Origin of the sequence: Agrobacterium sp. M50-1 (assembly GCF_049843495.1) — a bacterium.
GTDB lineage: Bacteria > Pseudomonadota > Alphaproteobacteria > Rhizobiales > Rhizobiaceae > Agrobacterium > Agrobacterium radiobacter.
The window spans coordinates 442,829-462,548 of the sequence record NZ_JBBHZH010000003.1 but is presented as its reverse complement, the minus strand read 5'-3'; the positions used below and the strand labels follow the sequence as shown (position 1 = coordinate 462,548).

Here is a 19,720-nt window from a genome sequence, read left to right as displayed (position 1 = left end):
AAACCCCGTGTTCCGCCAATGACGAAAAGAATTCTTCACATTATTGCGAGTGTCAAATGGAATTTTGAAATTTTCTCTTCATTTTCCCCATTGACTCGATAGCTGGCACAGATGTTTATTTTAGCCATGCACCGGCAGAAGACCGGAAAGGGGAAAAATTTGCGCAGCACGACGGCGACCGTGTCGGATGTCATCCATGCCCATTACGGCGCGCTGACCCGTTCGGAAAAACGGCTGGCGGAAAGCCTGCTCGGCAACTACCCCGTCTCCGGCCTCGGCAGCATCACCACGATCGCGGAAAATGCCGGCGTTTCGACGCCAACGGTGGCGCGCATGGTGCAGAAACTCGGTTATAAGGGCTATCCGGAATTTCAGGCGCATCTGCATCAGGAACTGGAAGCAACGATCTCCGGCCCCATCGCCAAACACGACCGCTGGGCCACCAATGCGCCCGGCCTGCACATTCTCAACCGCTTCGCCGATGCCATTACCGGCAATCTGCGCGATACGCTGAGTGACCTCGACACCGCTGTCTTCGACAATGCCGCCGCGCTGCTTTCCGACCGCAAGCGCAGCATCTATTTTGTCGGCGGGCGCATCACCGGCGCGATTGCGGAATATTTCTTCACCCATATGCAGGTGATCCGCCCGAAAACGACGCTGATGTCGTCCAATTCCAGCGCCTGGCCGCAATATATGCTCAATATGAGCGCCGGCGATGTGCTCGTCATCTTCGATATCCGACGTTACGAACACGATATGACGACGCTTGCCGAAGTGGCCAAGGCCAACGGCGTGCAGATCATTCTCTTCACCGATCAATGGACATCGCCGGTGGCGCGCCATGCGCTGCACATTTTCCGCGTCAGGATCGAAGCTCCCTCGGCATGGGATTCCTCCGTTGTCACCCTGTTCGTGGTCGAAGCCCTGATCGAGGCGGTGCAGAGCGGCACCTGGGATGAAACCAAGGAACGCATGAACGCGCTGGAAGGCCTGTTTGAACAGACACGGCTCTTCCGCAGGCCGGAAAGAACATGAATTTGCATAGCCGGCATACGACTTGACGCGGATGCCGCACGCTGATTGGATACCTGTCATCGCCACCAGCACGATAAAACAGGGGAAAACACCAAGCTGGGGAACGCATCTGGTCTAACGGACGACAACGGGCAACTCCCGCAATTACAGGCATACAATCCTGATAATGGCGGAAAACGAGTGTAAAGTGGCGGAATCCGGATAAATAATTTGTAATCTGGCCGTCACATTAGCTTCATCGAGAATCCGTATCAGCGTCCGCAATATGAGAACACGAAGAGGAGAAAAAAGTGATCTCTCACTGCCGCCGACTGCTTGCTACGACCACCGCGCTGGTCATCGCCTCCACCGCGATTGCCGCCGCTGAACCGAGCGCCGAACTGATCGCCGCCGCCAAGAAGGAAGGCATGCTGACCACCGTCGCGCTGCCGCACGACTGGTGTGGTTACGGCGACGTGATTGCCGCTTTCAAGGCAAAATACCCGGAAATCACCGTCAACGAGCTGAACCCCGACGCCGGCTCCGCCGATGAAGTCGAAGCCATCAAGGCGAACAAGGACAACAAGGGCCCGCAGGCTCCTGACGTCGTTGACGTCGGTCTCGCCTTCGGCCCGCAGATGAAGGCCGAAGGCCTGCTGCAGCCTTACAAGGTCTCCACCTGGGACGAAATTCCTGACAATGTGAAGGATCCGGAAGGTTACTGGTACGGCGACTATTACGGCGTCATGTCGATGTTCGTGAACAAGGACCTCGTCAAGAACACGCCGAAAGACTGGGCCGACCTGCAGAAGCCGGAATATTCCGGTCAGGTAGCGCTTGCCGGCGATCCGCGCGCCTCCAACCAGGCAATCCTCGGCGTTCTCGCCGCCGGTCTTTCCACCGGTGCGAAGTCCGGCAAGGAAGCCGGTGAAGCCGGCCTGAAGTATTTCGCCGACCTCAACAAGGCGGGCAATTTCCTTCCGGTCATCGGCAAGGCCGGCACGCTGGCCCAGGGTGCGACCCCGATCATCATCGCCTGGGACTATAACGCGCTTTCCTGGAAGAAGACGCTGAACGACAACCCGCCCACGGAAGTCGTCGTTCCTGAGAAGGGCGTTCTCGCCGGCGTTTACGTTCAGGGCATTTCCGCCTACGCGCCGCATCCGAACGCCGCCAAGCTTTGGATGGAACACCTCTATTCCGACGACGGTCAGCTCGGCTGGCTGAAGGGCTATTGCCACCCGATCCGCTTCAACGCCATGGTCAAGGCCGGCAAGGTTCCGCAGGAACTGATCGACAGCCTGCCGCCCGCAGCAGCCTATGAAAAGGCGATCTTCCCGACACTCGAGGAAGTCGACGCCAACAAGGCTGCCGTCACCGGCGGCTGGGACAGCGTCGTCGGCGCGAACGTGAAGTAAACTGTTGAAAATGCGCCCCGGCCGATCAAAGCCGGGGTGCTTCTTTTATAATGAATACCTTAATAGACAGACCGTTTTAAAAACGGCGTTTGGGGACAAGGCATGTCATCGACCAACACCGGCGGACCATCCGATGCGGGCAGGAAGTTGCCTCTTCACTGGATAGGAATCGTACCTTTTGCCGTTTTTGTTCTGCTGTTTCTGATCCTGCCGACGATGAAGATCGTCATCGGCGCGTTTCAGCAGACGGATGGCAGCTTCACGCTGGAAAACATTGCCGGGCTTTTCACCTCATCAATCCTTGCCGCCTACTGGATTTCGATCAAGATCAGCCTTGCCTCGGCAGCACTCGGCTGCCTGATCGGCTTTGCCGTCGCCGCAGCCGTGGTGCTTGGCGGCCTGCCGCAGCGCATTCGCGGCCCGCTTCTCACCTTTTCCGGCGTCGCTTCGCAATTTGCCGGCGTGCCGCTTGCCTTCGCCTTCATCGCCACGCTCGGCCCGGTCGGCCTGCTTACCGTCTTTCTGAAGACGCAGGTCGGCATTGATCTCAGGCTTTTGGGCTTCAACATCCTGTCCTTCTGGGGCCTCACCGTCACCTATCTGTTCTTCCAGATACCGCTGATGATCCTCATCATCACGCCGGCACTTGATGGCCTGAAGCGCGAATGGCGCGAGGCAGCCGAAATTCTCGGCGCAACCGGCCTGCAATATTGGCGCATGGTCGCCTTCCCCATCCTTTTGCCGTCGCTGCTCGGCACCATGTCGCTGCTGTTTGCCAACGCCTTCGGCGCAGTGGCAACCGCGATCGCGCTCACCGGCTCCTCGCTCAACATCGTACCGATCCTGCTTTTCGCGCAGATCCGTGGCGACGTTCTCGGCAATCCGCATCTCGGTTATGCGCTTGCCTTCGGCATGATCGTCGTCACCGGCATCGCCAATGCACTTTATATCTGGCTGCGCGCCCGCAGCGAAAGGTGGCTGAAATGAAGCGTTTCTTCGCCTGGGGCGCGCTGACTTTCGGCCTGCTCTATTTCGCCCTGCCGCTGATCGGCATGACCAACTTCTCGCTGAAAATGCGGCGCGGCGAATATTCCTTCGACGCCTATGCAAAGGTGCTTACCGATCCGCGTTTTCAGGAGACCTTCAGCTATTCCGTCGTGATGGCGCTGTTCACCATCGTCTTCGGCGTTCTGCTTGTTGTGCCCACCGCCTATTGGGTGCGGCTGAAACTGCCGGGCCTGCGGCCCTATATCGAATTCATTACTCTTCTGCCGCTGGTCATTCCTGCCATCGTCATCGTGTTCGGTTACATCAGGCTTTACAACACCTCCAGCTGGCTGCCGCTGACCGGCACGACCTTCGGCACAAACCTTCTTCTGATGTTCGGATATGCCACGCTCGCCCTGCCCTACATGTACCGCGCCGTCGACACCGGTCTCAGGACCATCGACGTCTCGACGCTGACGGAAGCAGCGCAAAGCCTTGGCGCGGGGTGGACGACCATCCTGTCGCGCATCATCCTGCCCAATGTTCTGGTCGCGGTGCTCTCGGGCGCGTTTTTGACCTTCGCCATCGTCATCGGTGAATTCACCATGGCGGCCCTTTTGAACCGCCCGGCCTTCGGCCCCTATATGCAGCTGCTCGGCGCCAACCGCGCCTATGAACCGGCGGCCCTTGCCGTGATTTCCTTCGGCATCACCTGGGGTTGCCTGGGTCTGATCCAACTCGTTTCACGCTACCAGAAGGGCGCGCCTCCCAAGGCCTGAGGACAATATTTTCATGAGCTTTTTGACACTTAGCAATATCAAGAAATCCTTCGGCTCCGTGCAGGTCGTGCATGATTTCAACATGGCCATCGAAAAGGGCGAGTTCGTCTCCTTTCTTGGACCATCGGGCTGCGGCAAAACCACCGTGCTGCGCATGATCGCCGGCTTTGAAATCCCGACTGGCGGATCGATCGTCATCAATGGCAAGGACCAGACGACGCTGAGACCAAACCAGCGCAATATCGGCATGGTGTTTCAGGCCTATGCGCTGTTCCCGAACATGAATGTCTACGAGAACGTCGCCTTCGGGCTCAAAGTCGCCGGCAAGCCGAAAGCCGAGATCGATGCGCGCGTGAAGGAAATGCTCCAGCTTATCCATCTGGAACATCTTGCGGACCGCTATCCCTATCAGATGTCGGGCGGCCAGCAGCAGCGCGTGGCGCTTGCCCGCGCTCTGGCCCCGAAGCCGGAAGTCCTTCTGCTCGACGAGCCGCTTTCGGCGCTCGACGCCAAGATCCGCGTCTCGCTGCGGGAGGAAATCCGCCAGATCCAGCAGAAACTCGGCATCACCACCATTTTCGTGACCCACGATCAGGAAGAGGCCCTGTCGATTTCCGACCGGATCGTTGTCATGAATGGCGGCCGCGCCGACCAGATCGGCTCGCCCTTCGATATTTACAACAAGCCCGCGACCCGCTTCGTCGCCTCCTTCGTCGGTACGCTCAACCTCATCGACGCGACCATCGTGGATTCCTCCTCCAACACCATCCGTGTCGGAGAGCAGCAGATCACCCTCCACAAGCCGGTCAATGCGGCGAACGGCGAAAAAATTACTCTCGCCCTGCGACCGGAAGCGGGCTCGCTCGGCAGCGATGCGAAAGGCGATGTCGCCATTTCCGGCACGGTCACCTCCAGCCAGTTCCTCGGCTCCGTCATCCGCACCCGCCTCGATCTTGGCGGCTCGACCCTGTCTTTCGACATGTTCAACGATCCCGGCACAGCGCCCCCCGCCGTCGGTGAGCCGGTGACGCTGAAATTCGCGGCCGGCGACCTGATGGTCATCAAGGACTGAACCACCTTTCCGGATGCAAAACCGCTCCGCCCCCTTGCTGGAAATGGTAGAGCAGGTATCACTTCGAACCTGCATACCAACGATGTGAGGCCATGATGCGCGCGCTTTATTACGAACGATTCGGCGAAACCCCGGTAGTCGCATCCCTGCCCGATCCGGAACCGACCGATGGCGGCGTCGTCATCGCGGTGAAAGCGACGGGCCTGTGCCGGAGCGACTGGCACGGCTGGATGGGGCATGACCCGGATATTCGCCTGCCGCACGTTCCCGGCCACGAATTTGCCGGCGTCATCGCCGCGGTCGGCAGACACGTCACCCGCTTCAAGACCGGTGACCGCGTTACCGTTCCATTCGTCTCCGGCTGCGGCCATTGCCATGAATGCCGTTCCGGCAACCAGCAGGTCTGCGAAGCGCAGTTCCAGCCCGGCTTCACCCATTGGGGTTCCTTCGCCGAATATGTCGCGATCGATTATGCCGACCAGAACCTCGTGCACCTGCCTCAATCGATGAGCTACGCCACCGCCGCCGGCCTCGGCTGCCGTTTCGCCACCTCCTTCCGTGCCGTGACCGATCAGGGACGCCTGAAGGGCGGCGAATGGCTGGCGGTTCATGGCTGCGGCGGGGTCGGCCTCTCCGCCATCATGATCGGCGCTGGTCTTGGCGCGCAGGTCGTCGCCATCGACATCGCCGAAGACAAGCTTGAGATGGCCCGGCAGCTCGGCGCGACCGCGACAATCAACAGCCGCACGGTTGCCGATGTTGCCGAAGCCGTGCGCGAGGTGACAGGCGGCGGTGCGCATGTCTCGGTCGATGCGCTTGGCCACCCGCAGACGTGCTGCAACTCCATCAGCAACCTGCGCCGGCGTGGACGCCATGTGCAGGTAGGCCTCATGCTCGCCGACCATGCCATGCCCGCCATTCCCATGGCCCGGGTGATCGCCCATGAGCTGGAAATCTACGGCAGCCACGGCATGCAGGCGTGGCGTTACGGGGACATGCTGGCCATGATCGAAAGCGGAAAGCTTGCACCGGAAAAGCTGATCGGCCGCCACATCACGCTTTCCGAGGCCGCAACCGCCCTGCCCGCCATGGATAGCTTCAGGGAAAGCGGCATCAGCATCATAGACCGGTTCGAATAGTCCCGGTCCTGTGACGTTTCGCGGACGGAGCCGGGTCAGGCTCAGGCGTTCCTGCGCCCGAAAGCCCGGACAGGAGCGCCGGCCCGGGACGGCGCCTGCTCTGAGGAAGGTGCCGGCACACTTGCGCCGGGACTAGCCTGGTTGTCGCTCCACTGGCGGTTCATCAGTTGTTTCTTGCGTATCTCCAGCGGATCGGACACGGCGTCCGCCGAGCCATTGTCAGTGACGGCTGGTGTCGTCAGTGACCGCGCAAACCACCGTACGATCTGTAGCCCCTTGTGGATGAAAACCAAAAAGCCGACCGCAAGCACGGCGATGAAAATCACCAAGCCCCAGCGGCTGTTCTGCTCGTCACGGGCTGCGCGTTCCATGCGGTGTTTGGTCGTTGGATCAAAACCAAGCGTCGCCTTCAGGCTCGCAATATCCGCATGGCTGAGCTTGGTATAACGGTCGCCGTTATACAGAACATAGCCGCTAGTGCTGCCATTCAGATAACCGAGATCGAGCGCCTTCCCGTCCCGGAGGAAAGCTGCGGTGTTCGGCAGATCATAGACGGGATCGATCGTCTCGCCGCCGCCAAATCCGGGTATGGCAAATAATCGAACCTCCCGCGCCTCGGCCCCACTCGCGAATATCGCGGAGAAAAGGGCCGCGGCAGAAAAGAGAGCAATGTAATTCATCCATTCCCCACAACAGCAACGAGAATGCATGACGATTGACATCGCCGTATTAATACAGAGTATATATCTGAGACATTCTTTTAATTACACAGTAATTATGATGATTAATTGCACAAACGAAACCATGAAATACTACATAATCTGAATTATTATTTTATAATAAACTAAAAAGTACGGCCCGGCAAAGCCGAGCTGAGACCGAACAGTCCGGCGCCATTGGCGCGGGCCGCGGACCGCGTTAAACTCCAGTCCCGCTCACACGCCTTGGGTCTCCAAGACGCGCCGAAGCATCACACCTCCGAACGGGATGGATATTGGCAAGGACTGCAACATGCTGTTTCTCGACAGCGTCACCATGAAGGAAAGCGCGGACGGGAGGGATGATTACCCCTTCTCGGTTCCGGCGCTGCGCCAGCTGGAGCGCCTCGAATTCAAGACGCCGATCACCTTTTTCGCCGGCAATAACGGCTCCGGCAAATCGACGCTGCTGGAAGGGCTGGCGGCGGGGATGACGGCCTATGCCATCGGCAATCACGGCCATGTGGCCGGCGACCTCTATCTCCAGCATGCCGAGACCGTGGCGAAGTCGTTCTATTTCGCCCGCAAGAGATATCCGAAGATTCGCATGTTCCTGCGCGCGGAAGACGTCCTCGGCTATGTCCGTCGCCAGAACGAGGAAGCGCTGGACGATTTTCGATGGGAGCGGGAGAAGGCTCTGAAAAAAGGCGAAGACTTTCCCGAGGAAACTCCGGAGACGTTTCGCAGGATCATCAGGAACAATGCCATAGACCGGCGGTCACATGGCGAAGGGTTTCTCGACATTCTGCACCGGCGCGTCCACGGCGCCGGCCTCTATTTTCTCGATGAACCGGAAAGCCCGCTTTCGCCGCAAAAGCAGCTCGAACTGGCGGCCCTCATCCGTCACACCGCCGATAGTGGCGGCCAGTTGATCATCGCCACCCATTCACCGGTTCTCTTGGCCATTCCCGAGGCGACGATTTATTATTTCGATGAGGATGGCGTCACCGAACGCCTCTATGACGAGCTGGAGAACATCAGCTTCCTGCGCCGCTTCCTCGACCGCCCTTCGAAATACCTGAACGATTGAACACCGATAAGGCTTGAAATCGCGCTGCGCTTGCCGCATTCCCATAAGTAATACGTAATTTAGAAAAGAAGCAGCTTCATGTCTCCCACCACCACACCGGCGGCAGCCCGGCCACTTAACAGCCAGGATTACAAAACTCTCGGTCTTTCGGCCCTGGGCGGTGCGCTCGAATTTTACGACTTCATCATTTTCGTATTTTTCGCGACCGTCATCGGCCATCTGTTTTTCCCGCCGGAAATGCCAGACTGGCTGGTGATGATCCAGACCTTCGGCATCTTCGCCGCCGGTTATCTGGTGCGGCCGCTGGGCGGAATCGTTCTCGCGCATTATGGCGACCGTTATGGCCGCAAGCGCGTCTTTGCCTTCTCGATCCTGCTGATGGCGCTCTCGACCCTGGGCATGGCGCTGATGCCGACCTATGCCATGATCGGCGTGGCAGCACCCATCCTGCTCATCATCCTGCGCATGCTGCAGGGTGCTGCCATCGGCGGTGAAGTGCCGGGGGCATGGACCTTCGTTGCCGAACACGTGCCGTTCCGCCGCGTCGGGCTTGCCTGCGGCTTCCTCACATCCGGCCTCTCTTTCGGCATTATGCTGGGCTCGCTGATCGCCTTCGCCATCAACTCGCTCTTCACACCCGAGGACGTGGCCGGTTACGCCTGGCGCATTCCCTTCCTGCTCGGTGGGATTTTTGGCCTGATCGCCGTTTATCTGCGCCGCTGGCTGGAAGAAACGCCCATCTTCATGGAGATGAAGAAGTCGAAATCGCTGACGGACAAGCTGCCGCTCGGGCTGGTGCTGAAACACCATATGCGCGGCGTGATCATCTCCGCCCTGCTGACATGGGTCCTGTCGGCCGCCATCGTCGTCACGACGCTGATGACCGCCACCTTCCTGCAGAAGCTCTATGGCTATACCCCGACGCAGGCGCTCGCCGGCACCAGCTTCGGCACGCTGTTCCTGATCTTCGGCGTCATCATCGCCGGAGCGCTGATCGACCGTATCGGCTCCGGCCTCTTCTTCATGGGCGCGAGCATCTTTTTCGGCATCGCCACCTTCACCTTCTACAGCTACGCCGGCACCTCGCTTCAGACCATGTTCGTGCTTTATGGCGTGATGGGCCTCTCTGTCGGCATGGCGGGTGCGGTGCCCTATGTCATGGTCCGGGCCTTCCCCGCATCGGTCCGTTTCTCCGGCCTATCCTTCGCCTACAACGTCTCCTATGCCGTCTTTGGCGGGCTGACGCCGATCGGCGTGACGACGGCGCTTGCGGTCAACCCCATGGCCCATGCCTGGTATCTGGTGTTCATCGCCGTCCTCGCCTTTGCGATCGGACTCTATCTTTACCTGCGCGGCAGCGAGGTGGAGAGCCATGTCGGCATCGAGGAACTGGCGGCGTTAAGGTCGTAAAAGACACAATGAATGCAAAAAGCGCGGGCCCTGCCCGCGCTTTTTGTTTGACCTGTACCGCCTGAAACCTCACGCAGCGCTATCGATTTCCTCAGCACCATTCGTCGGCACGTAGTTGAGAACAGGCCCAAGCCAGCGCTCCACCTCTTCCACCGGCATATCCTTGCGGCGCGCATAATCGAGAACCTGATCGCGCTCCACCTTGGCGACGCCGAAATAATAGCTTTCGGGATGGCCGATATAGAGGCCGGAGACGGAAGAGCCGGGCCACATGGCATAGCTCTCCGTTAGTTCCACGCCCGCCGCATTGGTGGCGTCGAGCAGGGAGAAAAGCGTCTTCTTTTCGGTGTGATCGGGCTGGGCCGGATAGCCGGGCGCAGGGCGGATACCGGCATAGGCCTCGCCGATCAGCTCGTCGCCGGCAAGCGCTTCGTCCGGCGCATAACCCCAGAATTCCTTGCGCACGCGCTCGTGCATACGCTCGGCAAAGGCTTCCGCAAAGCGGTCGGCCAGCGCCTTGACGAGGATGGACGAATAATCGTCATTCGCCCGCTCGAAACGCTCGGCAATCGCCACTTCCTCGATACCTGCCGTCACCACGAAACCACCGACGTAATCGGCAACACCGCTATCGACAGGCGCCACGAAATCGGACAGCGCCACATTGGGACGACCGTCGCGCTTGGAAAGCTGCTGGCGCAGCGTGAAGAAAGTCGCAAGCTCTTGCCTGCGGCTCTCATCCGTGAACAGCCTGATATCGTCGCCCACCGCATTGGCCGGCCAGAACCCGATTACCGCGCGTGGCCGGAACCAGTTCTCCTCGATGATCTTCTTCAGCATGGCCTGCGCATCGCTATAAAGCTGCCGCGCCGCCTCACCCTGCTTTTCATCCTCGAGGATCGCCGGGAAACGGCCCTTCAACTCCCAGGTCTGGAAGAACGGCGTCCAGTCGATGTAGCGGGAAAGCTCCTCAAGATCGTAGGTTTCGAACACCTTGGTGCCGAAGAACTGCGGCTTGACGACGCTGTAGCTCGACCAGTCGATCTTGTGCGCATTCTCCCGGGCACGGGAAAGCGGCAGGCGCAGCTTTTCGCGCTCGTTGCGAGCATGGGCCTCCGCCACCTTGGCATATTCGCTGCGAATGCCATCGATATAAGCGGGCTTCTGTTCGGCGGAGAGAAGCGCCGACACGACGCCGACCGCGCGCGAAGCATCGGTGACGTAGATCGCCTGACCCTGCTCGTAACGCGGATGGATTTTCACGGCCGTATGCACGCGGCTCGTCGTTGCGCCGCCGATCAGCAGCGGAATGTCGAAGCCCTGCCGCTCCATTTCGGCCGCCACATGCACCATCTCGTCCAGCGATGGCGTGATGAGGCCGGAAAGGCCGATCACGTCAACCTTTTCGGCAATGGCCGTTTCGAGGATTTTCGTTGTCGGCACCATCACGCCGAGATCGATGATCTCGTAATTGTTGCAGGCGAGAACGACACCGACGATGTTCTTGCCGATATCATGCACGTCGCCCTTCACGGTCGCCATCAGCACCTTGCCGGCAGCACTGCGCTCAGACCCGCCATTGAGGCGTTTTTCCTCTTCCATGTAAGGAAGCAGCACGGCCACGGCCTGCTTCATCACGCGGGCGGATTTCACCACCTGCGGCAGGAACATCTTGCCCGAGCCGAACAGGTCGCCGACCACGTTCATGCCGGCCATCAGCGGCCCTTCGATGACGTGCAGCGGGCGCTCCGCCTTCTGGCGCGCCTCTTCCGTATCGGCCTCGATGAAATCGGTGATGCCGTTGACCAGCGCATGTTCCAGACGCTTCTCGACGGGAAGTTCGCGCCAGGAGAGGTCCTGCACCTTGGTGTCCTTGGCGCCTGTGCCGCGGAAACGCTCCGCCACTTCGAGCAGACGCTCCGTCGCGTCGTCGCGACGGTTCAGCACCACGTCCTCGCAGGCCTCGCGCAGTTCCGCATCGATATTGTCGTAAACCGCAAGCTGCCCGGCATTGACGATGCCCATATCCATGCCGACCTGAATGGCGTGGTAGAGGAACACCGCATGCATCGCCTCACGCACCGGCTCGTTGCCGCGGAAGGAGAAGGACAGGTTGGAAACACCGCCGGAAATATGCGTGAGCGGCATGGTTTCGCGGATGGTCTTGGTGGCCTCGATGAAATCAACGCCGTAATTATTGTGCTCTTCGATACCCGTCGCCACCGCGAAAACGTTCGGATCGAAGATGATGTCTTCCGGTGACAGGCCGGCCTTTTCGGTCAGCAGCTTGTAGGCGCGCGAGCAGATTTCCACCTTGCGCTGATAGGTGTCGGCCTGCCCAACCTCGTCAAAGGCCATGACGACGACCGCCGCACCGTAATTGTGAACGAGCCGCGCCTGCTGGAGAAACTTCTCCTCGCCTTCCTTCAGCGAAATCGAGTTGACGATGGGTTTGCCCTGAACGCATTTCAGGCCTGCTTCGATGATCTCGAACTTCGACGAGTCGATCATGACAGGCACGCGGGCGATGTCAGGCTCGGCGGCGATGAGGTTCAAAAACTCCACCATCGCCTTTTCGGAATCGATCAGGCCTTCATCCATGTTGATGTCGATGATCTGCGCGCCGTTTTCCACCTGGTCACGGGCAACGGCGAGAGCCGCCGTATAGTCGCCAGCGGTGACGAGCTTGCGGAACTTGGCCGAGCCGGTGACGTTGGTGCGTTCACCGACATTGACGAAGGGAATGTCCTTGGTCAGCACGAAGGGCTCAAGGCCGGAAAGCGACATGAAGGGCTTGTGCTCGGGAATCGGGCGCGGCTTGTAATCCTTGACCGCATCGGCAATCGCCCGGATATGCTCGGGCGTCGAACCGCAGCAACCGCCGACGATGTTGACGAGACCGTCGCGCACGAAGCCTTCCACCTGTCGCGCCATCATCTCAGGCGTTTCGTCATACTGACCGAATTCGTTCGGCAGGCCGGCATTCGGGTAAGCACAGATGAAAGTATCGGCGACGTCGGACAGTTCCTGCAGATGCGGACGCATCGCATCCGCACCGAGCGCGCAGTTCAGGCCGATGGTGAAAGGGTTGGCGTGGCGCACCGAATTCCAGAAGGCCGAAGGCGTCTGACCGGAAAGCGTGCGGCCGGAAAGATCGGTAATCGTGCCTGAGATCATGACCGGCAGGCGGATGCCCTTGGCCTCGAAACGCTCCTCGCAGGCGAATATCGCCGCCTTGGCGTTCAGCGTATCGAAAATCGTCTCGATCAGGATGATATCGGCGCCGCCGTCGATCAGGCCGTCGATCTGCTCGCCATAGGCGATGCGCAGATCGTCGAAGGTGACGGCGCGGTAGCCGGGATTGTTCACGTCAGGCGAAATCGAGGCCGTGCGGTTGGTCGGGCCGATGGCGCCGGCCACGAAACGGCGGCGGCCGTCTTCCCGCTCGGCGCGCTGGGCGGCGCGGCGAACAATCTGCGCCCCTTCGCGGTTGAGATCGTAGACCGCATTTTCCATCTCGTAATCGGCCTGCGCGATGCGTGTGGACGAAAACGTGTTGGTTTCGAGAATATCCGCACCCGCCATGGCGTAGCGGTAGTGAATTTCTTCGATGGCGTCGGGCTGGGTCAGGATCAGAAGGTCGTTATTGCCCTTCTGGTGACAGGCGCAGCCGATAAAGCGATCGCCGCGAAAATGGTCTTCGTCAAAACCCAGACCCTGGATCTGCGTGCCCATGGCGCCGTCGAGAATAAGGATGCGTTCGCTGGCAGCTTCGCGCAACGCCTTGAAAATTTCCGCGCCGTCGCGCTTTGCCCCTTCAGGGCCAAACAGATCGTCAAACACGGGCACACTCCTCATTTCGATTTGCAAGATCGCAAGTCGTCAAGTCACATAAAGATATGTTTATGTCAATATATCTTCAAGGGACAGGCATGGCTTTGCGTCGTTGCGTCACGTTACGAAATATCGCTGACAGATGACAGGTTTATACGGCAAGGATATAAGCCGAAGCAGCAAACCGCATGGAGGACGAGATGCCCGAAGACGATCACAACAGCCGCAACTGGAATACCCTGCCCTGGCACCGCCAGTGGCTGGTGAAACAGGCCGAGGGACTTTTCGACTTCTTCCAGTATCGCGCCCTCAATCCTGCCGGCGGTTTCTTCGATCTCGACGCCAAGGGCGCGCCGCTGCAGGCAAATGATCCCGTGCGCGGCATCCACGCCTCTGCGCGCATGGTGCATTGCTTCTCCATCGGCCACCTGCTCGGCCGCCCGGGCTGCGGCGATATCGTCGATCACGGCATGACCTATCTCTGGAACAAACACCGCGATGGCGATCATGGCGGTTATTTCTGGCAGGTGAACGATGCCGGCCCGGTGGACGCCACCAAGCAGGGTTATGGCCATGCCTTCGTGCTTCTGGCCGCCTCTTCCGCCAAGACCGTTGGCCACCCGCTGGCCGATCGGATGCTGGCGGATATTACCGAAGTGCTGGAAACCCGCTTCTGGGAAGAAAAGCACGGCGCGATCGCCGAAGAATTCAATCGCGACTGGTCGCCCATCGACAATTATCGCGGCCAGAATTCCAATATGCACCTGACCGAAGCGCTGATGGCCGCCTATGAGGTGACCGGCGACAATAACTACCTCAGCAAGGCCGAACGCATCGCCGATCTCGTCATCCGTCGCCGCGCCGGCGAGCTGGATTTCCGCGTGCCCGAGCATTTCGACGACAACTGGACGCTGGACAAGGAGTATCGCGGCAACGAGATGTTCCGCCCCTCGGGCTCCACTCCCGGCCACTGGCTGGAATGGGCGCGTCTCATCCTGCAATTGTGGGTGCTGGGCGAACGCCGCCACGACTGGATGCCGGTCGCGGCCAAATCCCTCTTCGTGCAGTCCATGGCGCTGGGCTGGGACCGGGAAAAGGGCGGCTTCTTTTATACGCTGGACTGGAATGATAATCCCGGAAAGCGGGCAAAGCTCTGGTGGCCCATGTCCGAGGCGGCGGGTGCGGCCCATTTCCTCAACGAGAACCTGCCGGCGGATGGCTTCTACGAAGACAGCTACCGCCGCATCTGGAGCACCATCGCCAACAACTTCATCGACCATGCCAATGGCGGCTGGCATGAGGAACTGACGGAAGATCTGGTTCCCGCCCACACGCTATTCCCAGGCAAGGGCGATATCTACCACGCGCTCCAGGCCTGCCTCATCCCGCTTTTCCCGGCGACGGGCAGCCTGACGAAGGTGATCAAGGAAAGCGGCGGGGATTATTAAGGCGCGCTGCGGCCAATAGCCCCTCTGCCGTCATGCTCGGGCTTGTCCCGAGCATCTGCGGCCTATGTATTGGACGCAAAGTGGTTAGATCCTCGGCACAGGGCCGAGGATGACGTCGCGCATAAAGCAACCCTCAAAACCCGATGGTTTCCTCGAAATCATCCCAGGACTGGTACATTTCATAGCGCCCGATTCCGGGGATCGGCACATGCCCGTAATAGGGCGAAAGCTGAAACTCGGCTGCCGCCTCGCTCTTGCCAGCCACAGCAGCCACATAGATGGCTGAGGCAAGGCCGGTGCGGTTGGCGCCATGTTCACAATGGATGAGAACAGGCTTTTCCGCATTGCGCAGCACGGCGGCCAGCGTTTCCGAATCCTCCACCGAGACCTTTTCGCTTGAACTCAGCGGGTAATCGACAAGCCGGATGCCATTGTTTTTCGCCGCGCGGCTTTCGGCGTCATACCAGCCTTCACGCTTTTCATCACGCAGGTTGATGATCGTCTTGATGCCATAGGCCTTGGCATAGGCCGCGATGTCCTTGCCGCTCGGCTGGGCCGAACGATAGAGTTCACCGGGAATGACTTCATGGAAGTTTCCGGTCAGCTGGCCGATGCCCATATGCGCACCCGCCAGAACCGGCAGGGCGACAAGGCCAATGGCCGTTATTTTCAGAAACTTCAGAACAATACGCAAAACATCAACCCGCGACATCAATCGAATGAAGGGGGAAGTGGCATCGCAAATGGACGAAAACAAGTCAGCGACCGTCCTGACCCGCTCCGGTGCGGACGATAGAAGTTGACCTTTCCGCCCGAAGCAACTGTGATGCAAGGGTTTTACGGCGGCCGCTCAGCGGAGCGAAAATTCTCAAAATGCCGTGATCGCCGGAAGCCGTCGAACCGTTCAGTCGAATTCTGCGGAAATGACGGTAACGCGCCATTCCAGACGCTGCGGCTCCACCCTTTCATTGTTGCGCAGCCGGAAGGAACGGCAGGCCGCGAACGTCTCCCCGGCCTCGATCCGTCTTTCGCTCACCTGATAGGGATCGAAGGCGACGGAGGCGCGGAAGGCCGGTTCGAACCCTTCGAGCGTATAGGTCAGCCGCTGCACCGCGACATTATTGTCGTTGCGGAAGCTGACGCGGATCGGCAATGCCGCATCCGGGCAGGCCGCATCGAAGCCGGCGGTCGCGACGATATGGTCGAGCCGCTGGCTGCCGCGCCGCCAGTCATAAATCACAAAAGCGGCGGTGGTCGCCCAGATCAGCAACAGGCAGATGACGACAGATTTGAGATGCCGCGGAAACGCAATGAGGGTGAGGAGAAGAATGGCGCTGAGAACGGCTCCGACAATCACGTCGTCCCTCCTCCGCTAAAATAAAGCCTCATCTGAACTCATCCTCCCATGCCCTTTCCCCCCGCAACGATCCCCCTCAACGCGAGGTCACAGCGGTGGACTTTCAGCCGCAGCTTAAGCCGCTTCTGGCGCAGCGCAAAGCACCGGACCCGCCGCAGTCAGCCACAACTCTATGGTCGCATCTCCCGCTGTCAAGACAACCAAGCGTGACATCCAACCACCAAAGTGCCGGACCTTTGACGAAACACCAAAGGGAACCAAACGCGGCGGAAGGCGTTCGCAGCATCAGAACAGCATGGCGGGGCGATAAAACGCCGCGAACAGGGGCAAGACGGCGGCAACGCCTGGAGGACACGAGCGCCTCTTGGAACCGCCGAACCCGGCCCCATATTAAAAGCAGCTAATCTATGCTATGGATGTCAGTCAGCTCAGGGAGAAAAACGATGAAAACGCTGATCGTAACGTCACTCCTGGCCCTGTCGGCCAGCACCGCAATGGCCGCGGATGCCGTCTACGAAACGCCTGCACCTCCGGTCGCGCAGGAAACCCTGCCGGTCTTCACCTGGTCTGGCCCCTATCTTGGTATTCAAGGCGGCGCGGGCTGGGCAAATGGCGATTTTTCGGCTGGCGGCCCGGTCGCCTCGGATAATTTCGATGGCGGCATTCTCGGCGCCTTCGTTGGTTACAACTACCAGTTCGACAATAATCTGGTGCTCGGCATCGAAGGCGATGTCGATTATAACTGGAACGACAATGACTATGCCGGCGTGCAGATCGGCACCGACTGGCAGGGTTCCGTTCGCGGCCGCGTCGGTTATGCCTTCGACCACGCCCTGCTCTATGCCACCGCTGGCTGGACCGCGACACGCGGCTTCATCGAAACGCCCGGAGCCGGCAAGGACAGCACCACGTTCAACGGCTATACCGTCGGCGCGGGTCTGGACTATGCCTTCACCGACAACGTGTTCGGCAGGCTGGAATATCGATACAACGACTATAGCGACAAGGACATCTTCGGTATCAACACCGATTTCGACCAGCACACTGTTAAAGTGGGTCTCGGTGTGAAGTTCTGATCGCGACAGAAGGATTTCGACAAGAAGCCCGGCCTTCCGCCGGGCTTTTTTATTGCTGAAAGCGTCCATCTTCCGCGATCCCCGCAGTCTGAAATCAGGAAAATATGAACCGCTTGAAAATGAAATATTCACAGGCCGTTCACCCGTCCCGTGCCATCATCCGGGCATAATGAGCCTCTATCTCCCGAAGCAGGCTTATGGAGTAGCCCCGATGAAAAAGATAATTCTTTCCACTATTGCCGCGTTGGTCGCCACCGGCAGCATTTTTGCATCCTATGGCACCGCCGCCGCCCAGGACTATCCCTATCGCCCGCGCTACGACCGGGGTTATGACCGTGGCGGCCCACCCCCGCCGCCCTACCGCGAACATCGCCGCCACAATGATGGCGCAGCGATTGCCGGCGGTCTCGCCGCAGGCGTCATCGGCGGCCTGATCGGCGGCGCCATCGCCAACGGCAACGGCGGCCCCCGCTACTACGAACCACCGCCGCCGCCCCCGCCGCGCTGCTGGTTCGAAGACCGCCGCGTTCCCAATTCTTATGACGGCGGCTGGCATACGGAGAGTATGCGGGTTTGTAACTGACCCGATAGCCGAGAACTCAATCTGGATGATCCGATCAGCCTAACCGGCTGGTCGGATTTTTGTTGGAGGGAACAAAAAATCCAGAAGAGGGCGATGATCGATAAAATAGGGATCCGCTGCCTGGAATCTCGCTATTTTGTCTAGAATATGAGGAAAATGGTGGGCCCGGAGGGACTCGAACCCCCAACCAAGCGGTTATGAGCCGCCGGCTCTAACCATTGAGCTACAGGCCCCTTTCGGAAAAAAGCAGTCCGAAACACCGGCTTCGCAATGGTTCGAATCCGGTGGGTCACGCTCTAACGTAATTTTTTGAACCCGACAAGCCAATGATGCTTTCCCAAAGCAGCGCCGCCGTATTAGCTACACAATCTAAGGCAATACCCTTCAAAGGGACTCAATCAACGAGGAAACACCATGAAGACAAAAACGGCCCGCCTTTTCGCACTCACCGCAATGACCGCAGCTGCCATGACGCCGCTTGCCGCCCAGGTGTCTGCGCAGGAGGCTTCCCCGCGTGAAGCCACCATCAGTGTTTCCGGTGAAGGCCAGGCGGCCATTGCCCCTGATATGGCGATCCTGTCCTTCAGCGTCGTCAAGCAGGCGGAGACCGCGGCTGCGGCTCTTACGGAGAACTCCAAGGCGCTCGCCGATGTTCTGAAAGCGCTGAAAGAGGCCGCCATCGAAGATCGTGACCTGCAGACCAGCAATTTTTCCGTGCAGCCGCTCTACAAGCACTATGAACCCAAGGATGGCGTCTATGTTGCGCCCGAGATCACCGGTTACCAGGTATCCAACGGCCTGACCGTGCGGGTGCGCGACCTGAAGAAGCTCGGCACGATCCTCGATACCTCCGTCAAGCTCGGCATCAACCAGGGCGGCGACATCACCTTCACCAATGACAAGCCCGAAGCGACGGTGACCGAGGCCCGCAAGCAGGCTGTCGCCGATGCGCTGGCCAAGGCGAAGACGCTGACGGAAGCGGCGGGCGTGAAGCTTGGCCGTGTCATCCAGATCAGCGAAAACTCGCAGCGCCCGATGCCGGTACCGGCGGGCATGATGCGTGCTTCGATGATGAAGGAAGCCGACAGCGTGCCGATCGCTTCGGGTGAGAACAGCTACAATGTGGTGGTCAACGTCACCTTCGCTCTCGAGCAGTAAGATCGGCGGCGAGCGGCACTCCTGCGCCGCTCTTCCCCCATCCTGAATTCAGCCATTGACATGATGCAAAACGAAATGCCCCTCGCCTGCCTTTTTGGACAAGCGAGGGGCATTTTTTAATCGTTCCGCCGGACGGGGATATCAGCAGATCGATAATGCTAGACGCTGTTAGCGCCGGATCACCGGGCAACCGCGCTCATTGGCGAAAACGATGCGATCACGGCCGCGACGGTCAAAGCCTGCCACCACGACACGGCGCGGCGATACATCAACGACGCGGGCGCGGCGAAGACCCATGCGGCTTGCCTTTTCTTCCGCAAGCGAAACGGAGCAGCCACGGCGTGGGCGGTCCGGACGGCCCCAGCCGGGACGATGACCATAGCCGTCCTGAACCTGAACTCTGAACTGGACATCCGAGCCTGCGGACGCCGCTGGCGCCGTAAAGGAAATTCCACCGAGGGCGATGAGGGTAGCCAGGCCGGCTTTTGCAAAGGTGCTGAACATGAACTTCACTCCGTTTGTTTCTTTGCCGACAGGGGAACATCCCCCGGCGATTGACGAGACCCTAGACTCGCCCATCTGAATATCAGCAGAACCGAATGTTCAGCAGGCGTTCAGAGAGGTTAACGCGCAATACATCAATCCGGATCCAGA

The 19,720-nt window shown here is 59.5% G+C and carries 17 protein-coding genes and 1 tRNA gene; 12 read left to right on the top strand and 6 right to left on the bottom strand.

What is annotated here, in order from left to right:
• The first annotated feature begins 159 nt into the window (after window positions 1–159).
• The 6 genes from WDZ78_RS09775 (at window position 160) to WDZ78_RS09750 (ending at window position 6,412) form a co-directional block, all read left to right on the top strand.
• Window positions 160–1,038 carry a MurR/RpiR family transcriptional regulator gene (locus WDZ78_RS09775; RefSeq protein ID WP_004430661.1) on the top strand — a complete coding sequence of 293 codons (879 nt, stop codon included), beginning with the start codon at window positions 160–162 and terminating at the stop codon, window positions 1,036–1,038.
• A gap of 290 nt (window positions 1,039–1,328) precedes the next feature.
• On the top strand, window positions 1,329–2,435 hold the full coding sequence (locus WDZ78_RS09770; protein WP_020009254.1) for an ABC transporter substrate-binding protein: 1,107 nt from the start codon (window positions 1,329–1,331) through the stop codon (window positions 2,433–2,435).
• Window positions 2,436–2,537: 102 nt separating this feature from the next.
• Complete coding sequence (locus WDZ78_RS09765) at window positions 2,538–3,422, top strand: ABC transporter permease (RefSeq protein ID WP_020009253.1); 885 nt, start codon at window positions 2,538–2,540, stop codon at window positions 3,420–3,422.
• Complete coding sequence (locus WDZ78_RS09760; RefSeq protein WP_425672898.1) at window positions 3,419–4,201, top strand: ABC transporter permease; 783 nt, start codon at window positions 3,419–3,421, stop codon at window positions 4,199–4,201. Before WDZ78_RS09765 ends, WDZ78_RS09760 begins: the two co-directional genes overlap by 4 nt.
• A 13-nt stretch (window positions 4,202–4,214) precedes the next feature.
• On the top strand, window positions 4,215–5,273 hold the full coding sequence (locus tag WDZ78_RS09755; protein ID WP_020009252.1) for an ABC transporter ATP-binding protein: 1,059 nt from the start codon (window positions 4,215–4,217) through the stop codon (window positions 5,271–5,273).
• Window positions 5,274–5,368: 95 nt separating this feature from the next.
• Window positions 5,369–6,412 (top strand): zinc-dependent alcohol dehydrogenase family protein, encoded by a 1,044-nt coding sequence (locus WDZ78_RS09750; RefSeq protein ID WP_065695170.1) that lies wholly within the window; start codon window positions 5,369–5,371, stop codon window positions 6,410–6,412.
• A 41-nt stretch (window positions 6,413–6,453) separates the two neighbouring features.
• Here the strand turns inward: WDZ78_RS09750 and WDZ78_RS09745 are convergent, their stop codons facing one another.
• The gene (locus tag WDZ78_RS09745; RefSeq protein WP_425672897.1) at window positions 6,454–7,092 is read right to left on the bottom strand and encodes a hypothetical protein; all 639 of its coding nucleotides are present in this window, start codon (window positions 7,090–7,092) and stop codon (window positions 6,454–6,456) included.
• A 331-nt stretch (window positions 7,093–7,423) separates the two neighbouring features.
• Between WDZ78_RS09745 and WDZ78_RS09740 the strand changes: the two genes are divergently transcribed.
• Window positions 7,424–8,200, top strand: coding sequence for an AAA family ATPase (locus WDZ78_RS09740; protein WP_425672896.1), 777 nt, complete (start codon window positions 7,424–7,426; stop codon window positions 8,198–8,200).
• A gap of 78 nt (window positions 8,201–8,278) precedes the next feature.
• Window positions 8,279–9,610, top strand: a complete 1,332-nt coding sequence (locus WDZ78_RS09735) for an MFS transporter (protein WP_026363414.1) — start codon at window positions 8,279–8,281, stop codon at window positions 9,608–9,610.
• 69 nt (window positions 9,611–9,679) lie between these two features.
• Here the strand turns inward: WDZ78_RS09735 and metH are convergent, their stop codons facing one another.
• Window positions 9,680–13,453 (bottom strand): methionine synthase, encoded by a 3,774-nt coding sequence (gene metH, locus WDZ78_RS09730; RefSeq protein ID WP_425672895.1) that lies wholly within the window; start codon window positions 13,451–13,453, stop codon window positions 9,680–9,682.
• A 179-nt stretch (window positions 13,454–13,632) separates the two neighbouring features.
• Here metH and WDZ78_RS09725 point away from each other — a divergent pair, with 179 nt between their 5' ends.
• Window positions 13,633–14,892 (top strand): AGE family epimerase/isomerase, encoded by a 1,260-nt coding sequence (locus WDZ78_RS09725; RefSeq protein ID WP_425672894.1) that lies wholly within the window; start codon window positions 13,633–13,635, stop codon window positions 14,890–14,892.
• A gap of 133 nt (window positions 14,893–15,025) precedes the next feature.
• Here WDZ78_RS09725 and WDZ78_RS09720 read toward each other — a convergent pair whose 3' ends face one another.
• Both WDZ78_RS09720 and WDZ78_RS09715 read right to left on the bottom strand, forming a co-directional pair.
• A complete protein-coding gene (locus WDZ78_RS09720; RefSeq protein WP_425672893.1) occupies window positions 15,026–15,586 on the bottom strand; it encodes a dual specificity protein phosphatase family protein in 561 nt (186 codons plus the stop codon).
• A 210-nt stretch (window positions 15,587–15,796) separates the two neighbouring features.
• Entirely contained in the window at window positions 15,797–16,249 is a 453-nt protein-coding gene (locus WDZ78_RS09715; protein ID WP_020009244.1) for a hypothetical protein, read from the bottom strand.
• Between the two features lie 443 nt (window positions 16,250–16,692).
• Between WDZ78_RS09715 and WDZ78_RS09710 the strand changes: the two genes are divergently transcribed.
• Together WDZ78_RS09710 and WDZ78_RS09705 are read left to right on the top strand one after the other, a co-directional pair.
• Entirely contained in the window at window positions 16,693–17,325 is a 633-nt protein-coding gene (locus WDZ78_RS09710; RefSeq protein WP_020009243.1) for an outer membrane protein, read from the top strand.
• Between the two features lie 211 nt (window positions 17,326–17,536).
• The gene (locus WDZ78_RS09705) at window positions 17,537–17,908 is read left to right on the top strand and encodes a hypothetical protein (protein WP_004430631.1); all 372 of its coding nucleotides are present in this window, start codon (window positions 17,537–17,539) and stop codon (window positions 17,906–17,908) included.
• A 157-nt stretch (window positions 17,909–18,065) separates the two neighbouring features.
• On the opposite strand, the gene WDZ78_RS09700 is transcribed toward WDZ78_RS09705, so the two are convergent.
• A tRNA-Ile gene (locus tag WDZ78_RS09700) sits at window positions 18,066–18,141 on the bottom strand.
• 181 nt (window positions 18,142–18,322) lie between these two features.
• Between WDZ78_RS09700 and WDZ78_RS09695 the strand changes: the two genes are divergently transcribed.
• Entirely contained in the window at window positions 18,323–19,066 is a 744-nt protein-coding gene (locus WDZ78_RS09695) for an SIMPL domain-containing protein (RefSeq protein WP_020011304.1), read from the top strand.
• Window positions 19,067–19,234: 168 nt separating this feature from the next.
• Here WDZ78_RS09695 and WDZ78_RS09690 read toward each other — a convergent pair whose 3' ends face one another.
• Window positions 19,235–19,570, bottom strand: coding sequence for a hypothetical protein (locus WDZ78_RS09690; RefSeq protein ID WP_004430463.1), 336 nt, complete (start codon window positions 19,568–19,570; stop codon window positions 19,235–19,237).
• Between the last annotated feature and the right edge of the window lie 150 nt (window positions 19,571–19,720).